This is a genomic window from Streptomyces sp. NPDC059895, from assembly GCF_042731035.1.
Lineage (GTDB): Bacteria > Actinomycetota > Actinomycetes > Streptomycetales > Streptomycetaceae > Streptomyces.
Map to the genome: position 1 here is coordinate 47,359 of NZ_JBHWKO010000001.1, position 14,968 is coordinate 62,326.

The 14,968-nt window shown below is 72.6% G+C and carries 12 protein-coding genes; 7 read left to right on the forward strand and 5 right to left on the reverse strand.

The genetic code is table 11. The annotated features are described in order from the left end of the window. Nucleotides 1-224: 224 nt before the first annotated feature. Entirely contained in the window at nt 225-2,795 is a 2,571-nt protein-coding gene (locus tag ACFV9M_RS00200; RefSeq protein WP_385061993.1) for a DUF6185 family protein, read from the forward strand. Between the two features lie 114 nt (nt 2,796-2,909). On the opposite strand, the gene ACFV9M_RS00205 is transcribed toward ACFV9M_RS00200, so the two are convergent. Continuing rightward, nucleotides 2,910-3,347, reverse strand: a complete 438-nt coding sequence (locus tag ACFV9M_RS00205) for an RrF2 family transcriptional regulator (protein WP_385061994.1) — start codon at nt 3,345-3,347, stop codon at nt 2,910-2,912. A gap of 158 nt (nt 3,348-3,505) precedes the next feature. On the opposite strand from ACFV9M_RS00205, the gene ACFV9M_RS00210 reads away from it, so the two are divergent. The 3 genes from ACFV9M_RS00210 to ACFV9M_RS00220 all read left to right on the forward strand — a co-directional run bounded on the left by ACFV9M_RS00210 (nt 3,506) and on the right by ACFV9M_RS00220 (nt 6,645). Further along, on the forward strand, nt 3,506-4,180 hold the full coding sequence (locus ACFV9M_RS00210; protein ID WP_385061996.1) for a DUF3105 domain-containing protein: 675 nt from the start codon (nt 3,506-3,508) through the stop codon (nt 4,178-4,180). After that, nucleotides 4,177-4,797, forward strand: coding sequence for a DUF305 domain-containing protein (locus ACFV9M_RS00215; protein ID WP_385061997.1), 621 nt, complete (start codon nt 4,177-4,179; stop codon nt 4,795-4,797). The genes ACFV9M_RS00210 and ACFV9M_RS00215 overlap by 4 nt, the downstream gene beginning before the upstream one ends. Nucleotides 4,798-4,890: 93 nt before the next feature. After that, on the forward strand, nt 4,891-6,645 hold the full coding sequence (locus tag ACFV9M_RS00220; RefSeq protein ID WP_385061999.1) for an NAD+ synthase: 1,755 nt from the start codon (nt 4,891-4,893) through the stop codon (nt 6,643-6,645). Nucleotides 6,646-7,045: 400 nt separating this feature from the next. Here the strand turns inward: ACFV9M_RS00220 and ACFV9M_RS00225 are convergent, their stop codons facing one another. The 4 genes from ACFV9M_RS00225 to ACFV9M_RS00240 all read right to left on the reverse strand — a co-directional run bounded on the left by ACFV9M_RS00225 (nt 7,046) and on the right by ACFV9M_RS00240 (nt 11,885). After that, nucleotides 7,046-8,266: an MFS transporter gene (locus ACFV9M_RS00225; protein ID WP_385062000.1), complete on the reverse strand. Its 1,221-nt coding sequence runs from the start codon at nt 8,264-8,266 to the stop codon at nt 7,046-7,048. Between the two features lie 107 nt (nt 8,267-8,373). Further along, complete coding sequence (locus tag ACFV9M_RS00230) at nt 8,374-9,420, reverse strand: endonuclease/exonuclease/phosphatase family protein (protein ID WP_385062001.1); 1,047 nt, start codon at nt 9,418-9,420, stop codon at nt 8,374-8,376. 174 nt (nt 9,421-9,594) lie between these two features. Next, entirely contained in the window at nt 9,595-10,230 is a 636-nt protein-coding gene (locus tag ACFV9M_RS00235; RefSeq protein ID WP_385062003.1) for a TetR/AcrR family transcriptional regulator, read from the reverse strand. 62 nt (nt 10,231-10,292) lie between these two features. Then, nucleotides 10,293-11,885 (reverse strand): MFS transporter, encoded by a 1,593-nt coding sequence (locus ACFV9M_RS00240; protein WP_385062005.1) that lies wholly within the window; start codon nt 11,883-11,885, stop codon nt 10,293-10,295. Nucleotides 11,886-12,054: 169 nt separating this feature from the next. Here ACFV9M_RS00240 and panB point away from each other — a divergent pair, with 169 nt between their 5' ends. The 3 genes from panB (at nt 12,055) to ACFV9M_RS00255 (ending at nt 14,957) form a co-directional block, all read left to right on the forward strand. Then, nucleotides 12,055-12,921: a 3-methyl-2-oxobutanoate hydroxymethyltransferase gene (gene panB / locus ACFV9M_RS00245; protein ID WP_385062006.1), complete on the forward strand. Its 867-nt coding sequence runs from the start codon at nt 12,055-12,057 to the stop codon at nt 12,919-12,921. Nucleotides 12,922-13,104: 183 nt separating this feature from the next. Beyond that, nucleotides 13,105-14,130: an ATP-binding cassette domain-containing protein gene (locus tag ACFV9M_RS00250; RefSeq protein WP_385062008.1), complete on the forward strand. Its 1,026-nt coding sequence runs from the start codon at nt 13,105-13,107 to the stop codon at nt 14,128-14,130. Next, entirely contained in the window at nt 14,127-14,957 is an 831-nt protein-coding gene (locus ACFV9M_RS00255; RefSeq protein WP_385062010.1) for an ABC transporter permease, read from the forward strand. Before ACFV9M_RS00250 ends, ACFV9M_RS00255 begins: the two co-directional genes overlap by 4 nt. The last annotated feature ends 11 nt before the right edge of the window (nt 14,958-14,968 follow it).

Sequence of the window (14,968 nt, forward strand, 5' to 3'; positions counted from 1 at the left end):
GGCGGCGGCAGGGCGCGGCGGCAGGGGCGCGGCGGGAGGCCGCCGGACGCGGTGCCGGGCCGGACGCGGTGCCGGGCCGGACGCGGCTCCCCGCGCCCGGCGGGCCACGGCGGTTTCCCCGGGGTTCCCCGGCACGTCGCGGATGTCCGTGGCGTACGCCATGATGGCGGCCACGGAAAGGCAGTCAGGGGGGACTGTTGGACAACCGGGGGATCGTTCGCGCGGTGTCGGTGCTGGCGGCTCTGCTGTGCCTGCTGGCCGCACCGGCGGCGGCGTGGGCGGACGAGCCGTTCGGACCGGAGCGGTGCGCACCCGAGCGGCTCTCGGACGCCCGGGTGCGCACGTCGGTGGTGCTGGAGCACGACCAGCGCTCCTACAGCAAGATCACCACAAGGCTGACCGTCGACGTGCCCGCCGCCTGGCCGCTCGCACCGGACCTGCTGCTCGGCGAGCGGAGCCGCCGCCACATCCGGGCGATGTCCTGTCTCACCAGGACGGACCAGGGAGAGCAGCGGCGCTGGACCGAGTGGCGCGTGACGAACCCCGTGGTGACATGGCGGGGCGACCACGTCCGGGTCGTCTACCGGGCGCACTCGTGGGCCAACGAGTACCGGTCGTTCATCGACGTGGGGCTGTGGCGGTTCCGGGCGGGCGCCGAGCGCTGGACCCTGCGGCTCAGGGTGCCTCCCGCGCTGAAGGGGGCCCGGTGGGAGAAGATCTCGGTCGACCCGGGCCGGCCCGGAGCCGAGTGGGCGAGACCGCGCCCCACGGCGGGCGAGGGGGCCACCGCGCTGGTGTGGCGCCCGGACGGGACGGACGGGCGCCGGGGCGGAGCACGGACCGACGCGGCGAACGACCGGACGGTGCCCGCCGTGCGGGTCGGACTCGATCCGTCGTGGCAGCGCTCCTGGAGCGCCCAGAGCAACCGTCTGAGCGCCCTCGGACTCGACAGCCTCGGACGCCTGTTCCGGGTGTGTCTGGTCTCCGCCCTGCTGCTCGCCGCGGCCCGTCTCTACCGGCTACGCCCCCAGGCCGCCTCCCCCCGGCAGCTGCGGACGCTGGACCACCTGACCCGGTGGGCCCGGTACGCCGTCCCGCTGTTCCTCGTGGTCGACGCCGAACTGCTGGTCGAGCGGGGCATCGCCCATGCCGACGCGTGGCCGGCCTTCCCCGCACAGCTCTTCATCGAGTACGGCCTCGCCCTGCCGGTGATCCTCACGCTGCTGGTGGTCGCCGGCCTGCCGCTGCGCTGGTCCTTCGCGGTCGTCACCGTGCTGAATCCCATGGCCGCGTCCGTGCTCGTCGGCGCGTCACGTGAGCTCGTGGGGGTCGGCTTCGCGCTCGGCGTCCAGACCGCACTGGCCTTCTGCTGCGTGGCCGCCACCCTGCTCGCCCTCACGGCCGTCCTGTGGCGGATCGCCGTCGACGGGCACCTGCTCCCGAAGAGCAGGCGCTTTCCCGGTCGGGACCGCATCCTGCGGCCCGCCCCGGCCGTGACGGCGGTCGTCGCGACCACCGCGGTCGTCGCCGTCTGCTACGCGCTGGCGGAGGAACGGGACTGGCTGCGGGCCTCCTGGCTCAGCGACCCGGCGAGCCCCGGATTCGGGACGGAGCGGCTGGAGGACTACCTCTGGACGGTCATGTGGTCGGTCTCCTTCCTCCAGGACCTGCTCGTCGCCGACCACGCCTGGCTGCTCACCGCGGTCGCCGTCCTGGCCGTGCTGCGCGCGTGGCGTCGTCCCGGTGCGCTGACACCCCTGGACGATCCGGCGGACCGCATCCTGTTCCTGACGTTCTTCGCGGTCACGGTCGGCCTGGGCAGCGGCAAGCACCTGGAGAACGCGCTGCCCACCGCGCTCTGGATCCCCCTGTACATGGCCGCCCTGTACGGTACGGCGGCGCTCCTGGCCCCCAGATCGGTGCTGGCCCAGCGCTTCGAGCTGTCCGGACGTCCGCTCGCCACCGCCGCCACTCCGGCGGCCCGCGCGCCCCTGCTGCGCAGGGCACGCTCCTACCGTGAGATCCACGCCGAGCTGCGCCGCCTGGACCAGGGGCTCTTCGGCGACGAGCCGCCGAAGCGGGACGACCTGGAGAAGCGGCTGGAGAAGCTGCACGACTGGCCGGCGCGGGCGCCGTCGGCCGTGTCGGACCGGCTGCCGGGCAAGGTGTCGGTGGTGGACGCGGCCCTGGCCCTGGGGCCACGGGACGACTGGTGGGCCAACGGTCGGCGCGGGGCCCTGTACGCGCTGCTCCCGGGGCTTCCGGCAGCCGTGCTCGGCGCGTGGGCGTGGCACGTTCGGGGGGAGGCGTGGCAGGACACCCTGTCGGACCTGGTCGGGTTGCCCTCTCTGCTGCTCAACGCGCTCTACTGGGCGGTCGCCTGGTCCGCGGCCGGATTCACCCTGGGCGCCCTGTGGAGGGTGCTGCCGGGGCGCCGCGGGGCCGTCAAGGCGCTCCCCGTCACCGCGGCCTTCGGCCTGCCGCTGGGACTCGACGCCCTGGTGGGCTGGTTCGCGCGGGAGAGCACCACCAACTCGGCCCTGCACCTGTCGATGATGCTGTTCGTGCTGACCGTCACGGCCATCGCGCTCGACTTCGACACCTTCGGCGGTGAACGGCGTTACTGGCAGAGCCGCATGGGGCTGCTGCTGTCCGTCTACCAGATGCGGTACTACTCCCTCCAGGTCGCCTATCTCGTCGCCCAGGTCATCGCCATGATCAGCATCTGGCAGTTCTTCGCGGAGCCGGACGTGGCACCGTCACAGGACGCGACCCCGCCGGCCCCGGGCGGCTGAGAGCGCCGCGGCCGGGTGATCGGCCGCGCCGGGGGTACTGGGGACGCTGTCAGCCGCGCCGGGGGTACCGAGGACGCTGTCAGCCGCGCCGGGGGACTGCGGATGCGGACGCTGTCAGCCGAGCCGGGGGATGCCCAGCAGCAGCGGCCCCGTCGGTTCCGCGATCATGTCGGCGATCGTCAGCGGGTCGAGGGAGGCGAAGAAGGCCTCCTGGGCCCGTCGCAGGGCTCCGCGCAGGCGGCAGCCGGAGCTGAGGGGGCAGGGGGCCGTACCGCCCTCGCAGTCCACGACGTCGCCGTCGCCCTCGAAGGCCCGGACGACCGCGCCCACCGACGCCGTACGGCCCTTACCGGTCAGGGCGAGGCCGCCGCCACGGCCGCGCCGGGCCTCCAGCAGGCCCATGTGCTGGAGTTCGGCCACCACCTTGGCCGCGTGGGTGTAGGGGACCTCCATCGCGGCGGCCACGTCACGGGTCGTCGGGGTGGTCTCACCGGCCACCGCGAGCCGCATGAGCACGCGCAGTGCCAGGTCGGTGGAGCGCAAGAGCCGCATGAGGGAAGCCTAGATAATGCGCATCCGCGCTTCAAATTATCCTCCGGCGTCTTGGCCGTGACCCGCCTACGCGATTCCCCCCTGCCCCCTTACGATCAGCTGACTCGCGTGTCACCGTCCCACCACACCCTCCGCCCCCTTCCGTGAAGGACAGACCCATGGGTTCCGCCGAGAACGGCACCAGCGCGGCGCGCAAGGCGCGCATAGAGGAGATGCGGCGAGCCGACCGGACGCGTGAGCGGCGCAACCGTGTCCTCACCGTCACGGCCGCCGCGGTCGTGGTCGCCGGGCTCGTCGCGGGCACCGTGTTCTTCGTGCAGTCGCGGGCGGACGACACCTCCTCCGCCGACGACGCGAACGCGAAGGCTTCGGGGAACGGGACATTCGTCACCAGCTCGGACGGCGTGCGGACGTGGAAGGGGACGCTCGGGCGCACCCACGTCACCAAGAACGTGACGTACCCGACCGAGCCGCCCGTCGGCGGCGACCACGCCCAGGCGTGGATGAACTGCGACGGCGACGTCTACGCCAAGGCGTTGAACAACATGAACGCCGTGCACTCCCTGGAGCACGGCGCGGTCTGGGTGACGTACAGCGGCAAGGCCCCGAAGGCGGACGTCGAGGCACTGGCGGAGCGGGTCGGGAAGACGCCCTACACGTTCATGAGCCCGTACGAGGGGCAGGCCGACCCGATCATGCTCACCGCCTGGGGGCACCAGCGGACGGTGACCGGCGTGAGCGACCCGGACGTGGACACGTTCCTCGAGACGTTCGTGCAGGGCGAGCAGACGCCGGAGCCGGGCGCCGCGTGCACGGGTGGCCTGTCGCGGTGAGGGTCGCCCGGGTCGCCGTGTCCGTGGCCGTGGCCGGAGCACTGGTCGCGGCCGGGGCCGTCGGCCGCTCCGTCGCCGGTGGCGACGGCACCGAGGTCCCCTCCGCCGGCTCGGCGGACGCCGGCTTCGCCCGGGACATGGCCGTGCACCACCAGCAGGCCGTCGAGATGTCGTACATCGTGCGCGACCGCACGACGGACGAGGACGTGCGGCGGCTCGCCTACGACATCGCGCAGACGCAGGCCAACCAGCGCGGCATGCTGCTGGGCTGGCTGGATCTGTGGGGGCTGCCGAAGGTGTCGTCGGCGGAGCCGATGGCCTGGATGGGCATGAGCGGCATGGCCTCCGGCGAGGACGGCGCGCTGATGCCGGGCATGGCCACCGACACCGAGTTGGAGAAGCTCGGCACCCTGGAGGGCGAGCAGGCCGAGGTGTTCTACCTCCAGCTCATGACGGACCACCACCGGGGCGGCATCCACATGGCGGAGGGCTGCGCCGCCCGGTGCGCCGTGGGGGCGGAGAAGCGGCTCGCGCAGGGCATGGTGGACGGGCAGCGGTCGGACATCCAGCTGATGGCGGATCTGCTGGCGGAGCGCGGGGTGCGGGCCCGGCCGTAGGGGCGGCGCGGAGGCCTGGCCCCTCGTGTGGCGTGGGGTGACCCACACCTCACGCCACCCCATCGCGTCGCTCTGACGATTACACTGGTGCCCGTGCCTCAACTTCGCCTCGCCCTGAACCAGATCGACTCGCGCGTCGGCGACCTCGCCGGCAACACCGAAACGATCCTCCGCTGGACCCGGCACTCCGCCGAGCAGGGAGCGCATCTCGTGGCGTTCCCCGAGATGGTGCTGACCGGGTATCCCGTCGAGGACCTCGCCCTGCGCTCGTCCTTCGTCGAGGCCTCCCGCGCGGCCCTGCGCACGCTCGCCGCGCGCCTCGCCGACGAGGGCTTCGGCGGGCTGCCGGTGGTCGTCGGCTACCTCGACCGCTGCGAGACCGCCCAGCCGAAGTACGGCCAGCCCGCCGGCGCCCCGCAGAACGCGGCGGCGGTCCTGTACGGCGGTGAGGTGGTCCTCGCCTTCGCCAAGCACCACCTGCCGAACTACGGCGTCTTCGACGAGTTCCGCTACTTCGTGCCCGGCGACACCATGCCGGTGCTGCGCGTGCACGGCGTCGACGTGGCCCTCGCCATCTGCGAGGACCTCTGGCAGGACGGCGGCCGGGTGCCCGCGGCGCGCTCCGCCGGGGCCGGACTGCTGCTCTCCGTCAACGCCTCCCCCTACGAGCGCGACAAGGACGACACCCGTCTGGAGCTGGTGCGCAAGCGCGCCCAGGAGGCGGGCTGCACCACCGCCTACCTCGCCATGATGGGCGGCCAGGACGAGCTGGTCTTCGACGGCGACTCGATCGTCGTGGACCGCGACGGCGAGGTGATCGCGCGGGCGCCGCAGTTCGCCGAGGGGTGCGTGGTCCTGGACCTCGACCTGCCCGCGGCGTCCGCGGACGCGCCGACGGGGGTCGTCGACGACGGCCTGCGCATCGACCGGGTGGTCCTGTCCGAGGACCCGCTGCCCGCGTACGAGCCGGAGTCGGCGGGCGGGTACGCGGAGCGGCTGGACGACGACGAGGAGGTGTACTCGGCGCTGGTGGTGGGGCTGCGGGCGTACGTCGCCAAGAACGGCTTCCGGTCCGTGCTGATCGGCCTGTCGGGCGGCATCGACTCCGCCCTGGTCGCCGCGATCGCCTGCGACGCGGTCGGCGCGGAGAACGTGTACGGCGTGTCGATGCCGTCGAAGTACTCCTCCGAGCACTCCAAGGGGGACGCGGCGGAACTGGCGCGGCGGACGGGGCTGAACTTCCGCACGGTGCCGATCGCGCCGATGTTCGACGCCTACATGGGGGCGACGGAGCTGACCGGGCTGGCGGAGGAGAACCTCCAGTCGCGTCTGCGGGGCACCCTGCTGATGGCCATCTCCAACCAGGAGGGCCACATCGTCCTGGCGCCGGGCAACAAGTCGGAGCTCGCGGTGGGCTACTCGACGCTGTACGGCGACTCGGTGGGCGCGTACGGGCCCATCAAGGACGTGTACAAGACGTCGATCTTCCGGCTCGCCGAGTGGCGCAACCGGGCGGCGGCCGAGCGGGGCCAGACCCCGCCGATCCCGGAGAACTCGATCAGCAAGCCCCCGAGCGCGGAGCTGCGGCCCGGCCAGGTCGACACGGACTCGCTGCCCGACTATCCCGTCCTCGACGCGATCCTCGAGATGTACGTCGACCGGGACCAGGGCGCCGACGCGATCGTCGCGGCGGGCTACGACCGTGAGCTGGTCGTCAGGACCCTGCGGATGGTGGACACCGCGGAGTACAAGCGGCGGCAGTACCCGCCGGGTACGAAGATCTCGCCGAAGGGCTTCGGCAAGGACCGGCGACTGCCGATCACCAACGGCTGGCGGGAGTCGGTGTAACCGCCGGCCCCCTCGCCCCCGCCCGCCCGGCGGCCCGGCTCGGCCCCGCCAGAGGCAGCCGCCGCTGGGCTCCGCCCCGGACCCCGGTGGTCGCCTCCGGCGGGGTGGGCGCGGCCTGAGGCGGCCGCCCGCGCCCCGCGCCGTACGGCGCACCGCCGGCACGCGGGCGCGGGCGCGCGGTGGCCGATCGCGCAGTTCCCCGCGCCCCCAGAAGGCCGACGGCCGCAGCCTCGGCGGCACCGCGCCCACGCCCACCCGCCATACAGCCCACCGCCGGCACGCGGGCGCGGGCGCGCGGTGGCCGATCGCGCAGTTCCCCGCGCCCCCAGAAGGCCGACGGCCGCAGCCTCGGCGGCACCGCCACCGCATCACCGCGCGCCCCGGCGGAGTTCCTGGAGCCTCAGTGGGGCAGGGGTTCCGGGCGGCGGGGGTCGTGCGTGGCGACGATCAGGGCGTGGGCCGTCCGGTCGGGGGTCCTGCGGCGGTCCACGGCGAACGCCACGCCCGCCACCGCCAGCCCGAGGGCGGCCAGTGCGGCGCCCGCCACCGCCGGTGACGTGACGCCGAGGCCGGCGGCGAGGGTGAGGCCGCCGATCCAGGCGCCGCCGGCGTTGGCCAGGTTGAAGGCGGCCTGGTTGGCGGAGGAGGCCAGGGACGGGGCGGTCGACGCCTTCTCCATCACCATCAGCTGGAGCGGGGAGCCGGTGACGAACGAGGCGACGCCGAGCAGGGTCACCGCCAGGGCCGCGCTCCACGGGGCGCTCATGAGCAGCGGGAACAGCGCGAGGACGACGGCGAGCGAGGTCAGGCCGGCGAACAGGGTGCCGCGCATCGCGTGGTCGGCGAGGCGGCCGCCCAGCAGGTTGCCGATCGTCGCGCCGACGCCGAACAGGGCCAGCAGCAGGGTGACGCTGGAGTCTGCGTAGCCGGCGGCGTCCGTCAGCATCGGGGTGATGTAGCTGTACGCGGAGAACAGCGCCCCGAAGCCGGCGACCGTCGTGCCGAGCGCCAGCCACACGGGCAGGGAGCGCAGGGCGGCCAGCTCGCCGCGCAGGCCGGTCGTGGGCGTGTGGGTGTGGTCGTGCGGGATCAGCGCGGCCAGCGCCGCTATCGCCGCGAGGCCGATCGCGGAGACGCCCAGGAAGGTGGCCCGCCAGCCGAGGTGCTGGCCCATCAGCGTGGCCGCCGGGACGCCGGCGATGTTGGCCACCGTCAGGCCGAGGAACATCAGCGACACCGAGCGGGCCTTGCGCTCGGGCGCGACCAGGGTGGTGGCCACGACGGCGCCGACGCCGAAGAAGGCGCCGTGCGGCAGGCCGCTGAGGAAGCGGGCGGCGAGCAGCCAGTGGTGGTCGGGGGCGAACGCCGACAGCGCGTTGCCCGCCACGAACAGCACCATCAGGGCGATGAGGACCGTGCGGCGGGACATGCGTGCCGTCACCGCCGCCAGCAGGGGGGCGCCGAGGACGACGCCGAGGGCGTAGGCGGAGACGAGGTGTCCGGCGGAGGGGATCGAGATGTGCAGGTCGTCGGCGACGTCGGGCAGCAGGCCCATCATCACGAACTCGGTGGTGCCGATGCCGAAGGCACCCACGGCCAGGGCGAGCAGGGCCAGGGGCATGGGGAAGCCTGTGCCTTTCCGGGAAGTAGGGAAGGGGAATCCGTCCCTCATGGGCTGGGTATGTTCAGGTACGGAACAAACCGTTCCCGGCCCGGTATTCCGGCAGGTTACGGTGTGGTGACCTTCACACGGGCGGCGACCGGCAGGTGGTCGCTGCCGGTCTCCGGCAGGGTCCACGAGGTGACCGGCTCGACGCCCGTCACCATGATCTGGTCGATGCGCGCCATCGGGAACGACGCCGGCCAGCTGAAGCCGAACCCGCTGCCCGCCGCGCCCTGCGTCGAGCGCATCTGCGAGGTGACGGCGTTGAGGGAGCGGTCGTTCATCGTGCCGTTGAGGTCACCGAGCAGGATCTTGCGGCTCAGCGGGTCGGCGGCGATCGCCTCGCCCAGCGCGTCGGCGCTCTTGTCGCGCTGCCGGGCGGTGAACCCGGCCTGGAGCTTGACGCGCACGGACGGCAGGTGGGCGACGTAGAACCCGACCGGCCCCTCGGGCGTCGTGACCGTCGCCCGCATCGCGCGGACCCAGCCCAGCTTGATGTCGACGTCCGCCACGTCGCTGATCGGGTACTTGCTCCACAGCCCGACCGTGCCCTGCACCGAGTGGTACGCGTACGTCGCCGCCAGCGCCTTCTCGTACACCGGCACCGCCGAGGAGGTCAGCTCCTCCAGGGCCAGCACGTCCGCGCCGGACGCGGCGACGGCACGGGCGGTGCCGGACGGATCGGCGTTGTCGGCGTTGACGTTGTGCGTGGCGACCGTGAGGTCGCCGCCGCTGCCGGTCTTGTCGGTGAGCAGGCCGCCGAAGAGGTTCAGCCAGACGACGGCCGGCAGCACCACCGCGATCAGCGCCGTCGCCGACCTGCGCACCAGCGCGAGCAGGAACAGCAGCGGGACGAACAGTCCCAGCCAGGGCAGGAACGTCTCCGTCAGGCTGCCGAGGTTGCCGTAGCGGTTGGGGATGTACGAGTGCGCCACCATCACGAGGGAGAGGAGCAGCGCGAGCACGGCCACGACGACGCCGCGGCGCCAGACGCGCGGGTCGCCGCGCCAGCCCGCGGTCAGGCGTTCCGCCAGGCGCCGAAGCCGGGTTTCCCGGCGCTCGGGTCCCGAGCCGCCGTTGTCCGTCTCCGTCATGTACGCCTGCTGCGCCATACCGTCGCCTCACTGCCTGCCGTGCAACCGTTCGTCCCCCGGGTACGACCCTAGGGGATGATCGGCTTCGATCCTGCCGTCCCATGACGACCGTACGGGCTCCAGGACGTACGGGCCGGTGTCACGGGTTCCGGTCGGCGGTGACGGGGACCGCTCTGTGACGAAACGTGCACATTACTGCGGGCCGGTGGGGGAACTGACGGGCCGTAGGCCGGTGAGCAGCGCGTCGACCATCTGCTCGGCGAGGCCCTCGCCGAGGTCGGCGTCGGGTTGCAGGACGGACCGGACGAGCATGGGGCCGACGAGGATGTCGTAGATCAGCTCGCGGTCGAGGTCGGTGCGCAGTTCGCCGTTCTCCTGGCCGCGGCGCAGGACGTCGAGGCCGATCCGGCGGCGGGGGGCGACGACCGCGTTGTGGTAGGCCGTCCAGATCCGGGGGCTGGTCTTCATCTGTGCGCGGACGTTGTGCAGGATCGCCGAGGACCGGTTGGCCAGTCCGCGCAGGCGCAGCGACTCCAGCAGCACGACCAGGTCGTCGCGCAGGGAGGTGCCGGGCAGTTCGAGGTCCTCCGGTTCGACGGCCCGCAGGACGTCGACGAGGAGTTCCTCCTTGCCGCTCCAGCGGCGGTAGATGGTCGCCTTGCCGACGCCGGCGGTGCGGGCGATCCGCTCGATGGACACCTCACCGAGCGGAATGCCCTCCTCCAGCAGCGTCAGCGTCCCCTCGACGATGGCCCGCTCCACCGCCTCGCTGCGCGGCCGGCCGCGCCCGGGCTGCTCCACACCGGTGCCGCTGTCCACGAGACTCACGTCCGTCCGTCCCTTCGTCGCCCTGGGGTGATTCTCCCGCAGCGGCGGGCCGCGGGCCGCTCCTACGAGGCGGTGCCCGCCAGGTCGCCGTCCTTCGCCGCCTCCTCGGCCGCCTTCGGCCTGCCGGGCAGGAAGAGCCCCACGACCACCGCGCCGACCAGCGCCACTCCGGCGCCCCACAGCGCGGTGACGTGCATGGCGTGCAGGAACGCCTCGTTGGCCGGGTCGACCAGCGCCCTGCCCCGCTCGCCGAGCCCGGCCGCCACGCCCAGGGTCGCCTCGATGGACTCCCCGGCCGTCTCGCGCAGCCCGGCGGGCAGCACACCGAGCCGGTCCTCGATGCCGTGCCGGTACGACGTCGACAGCACGGAGCCGAGGACGGCGATGCCGAGGGCGCCGCCGACCTGGCGGAAGGTGTTGCTGAGGGCGGAGGCGGAGCCGGCCTTCTCGCGGGGCAGGGCCTGCATGATGACGACGCTCGTCGGGGTCATGATGTGGGCCATTCCGGTGCCCATGAGGAAGAAGACGACCTCCAGGGCCCAGATCGGCGTGTCCTCGTCGAGCGTGGCGAACGCCACCAGCGTCGCGGTGATGACGAGCATGGCGGTCGTCGTCGTGGCCTTGATGCCGAAGCGGTCGACGACGAGCCGGGCCCGCGGCGCGAAGACCATCTGGGCGGCGGCCAGCGGCAGCATCAGCAGACCGGTCTGCAGGGGCGAGTAGCCGCGCACGCTCTGGGTGTAGAAGACGGAGAAGAAGGTGACGCCCATCAGCGCGAAGAAGACCAGGGCGATGACCGCGATCGCGGCCGAGAAGACCTTGTTGCGGAAGTGGGTGACGTCGATGGACGGGTGGTCGCTGCGCTTCTCCAGGACGACGAACGCGACGAGGACGGCGAGGCCGGCCGCGGTCGTCGCCAGCACGGTGGGGTCGGTGAAGTCGGCGAGCTCGCCGCCCTTGATGATGCCGTAGACGAGGAGCACCAGCCCGACGACGGACAGGACGACGCCGAGGGGGTCGATCCGGCCGGGGTCCGGGTCGCGGGAGTCGGGCACCAGCCACAGCATCAGCGCGACGGCGACGATCACGATCGGCACGTTGATCAGGAAGACCGAGCCCCACCAGAAGTGGTCCAGCAGGAGGCCGCCGGTGATGGGGCCGATGGCGATGGCGAGCCCGACGCCGCCGGCCCAGATGCCGATCGCCTTGGGCTGCTCCTCGCGCTCGAAGACGTTCATGAGGACGGCGAGGGTGGCGGGCATCACGAACGCGGCGCCGAGGGCCATCACCGCGCGGAAGGCGATGAGCTGGGCCGGCGATCCGGACTCGGCGGCCAGCGCGGAGCCGATGCCGAAGACGACGAGGCCGCCGAGCAGGACCTTCTTGCGGCCGACGCGGTCGCCGAGGAGGCCGGCGGAGAACAGCAGGCCCGCGAAGACGAGCGTGTACGAGTTGATCGCCCACTCCAGCTCGCTCTGGGTGGCGCCCAGGCCGGTGGGGGCGGGGGTGGAGATGGTCTTGACGGCGACGTTCAGGATCGAGTTGTCGAGGACGACGATCAGCAGGCTCAGCATCAGCACGCCGAGGATCGCCCAGCGGCGTCGGTGCACCGCTTCGGGTATGCGCGGGGCGGTGGTGACGGACGGAGTGGTCATGCCGTCGAGCCTAGAATGATTTCGATACGAGACCGTCTCGTATCGGAACTCTCTTACCGATGTTTTACCCACGGGGGGCGCTCTGGTCCTGCCTGGCACGAGGTGCCACCATGGAGGTGGTCCGGGGACGCCGTGAGGGCGCCTCGAGATGACGTGAGGAGCCGTTCCCATGACGCAGCTTTCGGCTGCCCAGAAGAGGCCCACCGACGGCAGCAACGCGCTGTACGGGGGCAAGGGCACCCGCCGCATCACCGTCCGCGACATCGCCGCCGCCAAGGAGCGCGGCGAGAAGTGGCCGATGCTCACCGCCTACGACGCGATGACCGCGTCCGTGTTCGACGAGGCCGGCATCCCGGTGATGCTCGTCGGCGACTCGGCGGGCAACTGCCACCTGGGGTACGAGACGACCGTGCCCGTCACCCTCGACGAGATGACCATGCTGTCGGCCGCGGTCGTACGCGGCACGCAGCGCGCCCTGATCGTCGGCGACCTGCCGTTCGGCTCGTATCAGGAGGGCCCGGTACAGGCGCTGCGCAGCGCGACCCGGCTGGTCAAGGAGGCCGGCGTCGGGGCCGTGAAGCTGGAGGGCGGCGAGCGCTCGCACCGGCAGATCGAGCTGCTGGTGGAGTCCGGCATCCCGGTCATGGCACACATCGGTCTGACCCCGCAGTCCGTCAACGCCATGGGCTACCGCGTCCAGGGGCGCGGCGACGAGGCGGCGGCGCAGCTGCTGCGGGACGCCAAGGCGGTGCAGGACGCGGGGGCGTTCGCGGTCGTGCTGGAGCTGGTCCCGGCGGAGCTGGCGGCCGAGGTCACCCGCACGCTGCACATCCCCACCGTGGGGATCGGGGCCGGTCCGGAGACGGACGCGCAGGTACTGGTGTGGACGGACATGCTGGGGCTGACCGGCGGCCGGGTCCCGAAGTTCGTGAAGCAGTACGCCGATCTGCGTGCGGTCATGACCGGCGCGGCGAAGGCGTTCGCGGAGGACGTCGTCGGCGGAACGTTCCCGCTGGAGGAGCACAGCGTCCACTGAGCCAACTCCGCACACGGCAGCCCGTCGATCTTCCCCCGTCGGCGGGCTGCCGTCTTTTCTCGCGGCCCGCTCCCCGGGGTTTTCGCGGCCCGTTCCCCGGGGCGGCACCCCTGTCGGCGGGCTGTGGGCGGCTGTCGGTGACTTGTCGGCCGTTTGTCGGTGGCCGTTGACACCGTCGGGGACATGACGCGAATCGACGACAACCCCAGCGGCGCGGGCAGCGCCGTCACCGTACGGGGGCTGGTCAAGCACTACGGCGAGACCAGGGCGCTGGACGGAGTCGACCTGGACGTGCGGGAGGGCACCGTGATGGGGGTCCTCGGGCCGAACGGCGCCGGGAAGACGACCCTCGTGCGGATCCTGTCCACCCTGCTGGCCCCCGACGCCGGCCGGGCGACCGTGGTGGGCTACGACGTGGTCCGCCAGCCCCGGCAGCTGCGCCGGGTGATCGGCCTCACGGGCCAGTACGCCTCCGTGGACGAGAAGCTCCCGGGCTGGGAGAACCTGTACCTCATCGGGCGGCTCCTCGACCTGTCCCGCAAGGACGCGCGGGCCCGCGCCGACGAGTTGCTGGAGCGGTTCTCCCTGACGGAGGCGGCCCGGCGGCCCGCGAGCACGTACTCCGGGGGCATGCGGCGCCGGCTCGACCTGGCCGCGTCGATGATCGGCCGGCCGGCCGTGCTGTACCTGGACGAGCCGACGACCGGCCTCGACCCGCGCACCCGCAACGAGGTGTGGGACGAGGTCAAGGCGATGGTCGGGGACGGGGTGACGGTCCTGCTGACCACGCAGTACATGGAGGAGGCCGAGCAGCTCGCCTCCGAGCTCACCGTCGTCGACCGGGGCAAGGTCATCGCCACCGGGGGCATCGACGAGCTGAAGGCGCGGGTGGGCGGCCGGACGCTGCGGGTGCGGCCCGCCGATCCGGCGCAGCTGCGGCCCCTGGCCCGTGCCCTGGACGACCTGGGCATCACCGGCCTGGCCGGCACCGTCGTGGACGCCGAGCGCGGCTCGGTGCTGGTGCCGGTGCTCAGCGACGAGCAGCTCACCGCGGTGGTCGGCGCGGTCACCGCGCGCGGTGTCACGCTCGCCTCCCTCACCACCGAACTGCCCAGCCTGGACGAGGTGTTCCTGTCCCTCACCGGCCACCGTGCCAGTGCCCCGCAGGACGCCGTGCCCGCCGACACCCGCGAGGAGGTCGCCGTATGAGCGCCGCCACCGCCACCCCGAGCCCGGCCGCCGTGAAGGCCGTCGACTCGCCCATCCCGCTCCGGGCCCATCTGCGGCACACCGGCGCGCTCGTGCGGCGCAACCTGCTGTGGATCCGGCAGGACCCGGAGTCGATGTTCGACGCCGTCCTCTTCCCGGTCGTCTTCACGCTGCTGTTCGTGTACGTCTTCGGCGGCTCCATCGGCCAGTCGCTGGGCGGCGGGCAGCAGGCGTACGTCCAGTACGTCGTGCCCGGGCTGATGGCCATGATGGGGATGAACATGGCGCAGGGCGTGGGCACCGGGTTCAACCAGGACTTCAACTCCGGTGTGATGGACCGCTTCCGGTCCCTGCCGATCGGGCGCGGCTCCGTGCTCTTCGCGAAGATCGCGGTGGAGCTGATGCGGATGCTGTTCGCGACGGTGGTGCTGCTGGTCGTCGCGCTGCTGGTGGGCTTCGACATCACGAACTGGGCCGGCCTGCTGGCCTCGATAGGGCTGTCCGCCGTGTTCGGGTCGGCCCTGATGTGGGTGTTCCTCACGCTCGGCGTGGTGATGAAGTCCGCGCAGTCGGTGCAGGCGATGGGCTTCCTGGTGCTGATGCCGTTGCAGTTCGGCTCGTCGATCTTCGCGCCGACGTCCTCGATGCCGGGCTGGCTGCGCGCCTTCACCGACTACAACCCGCTGTCCGCGCTGGCGGACGCCGCGCGCGGGCTGATGATCGGCGGCCCCGTCGCCCACGACCTGTGGGTGACGCTGGCCTGGTCGGCGGCGCTCACCGCGGTGATGGCGCCGGTCGCGGTCCACAAGTTCCGTACCAAGCACTGAGCGCTCGCGGA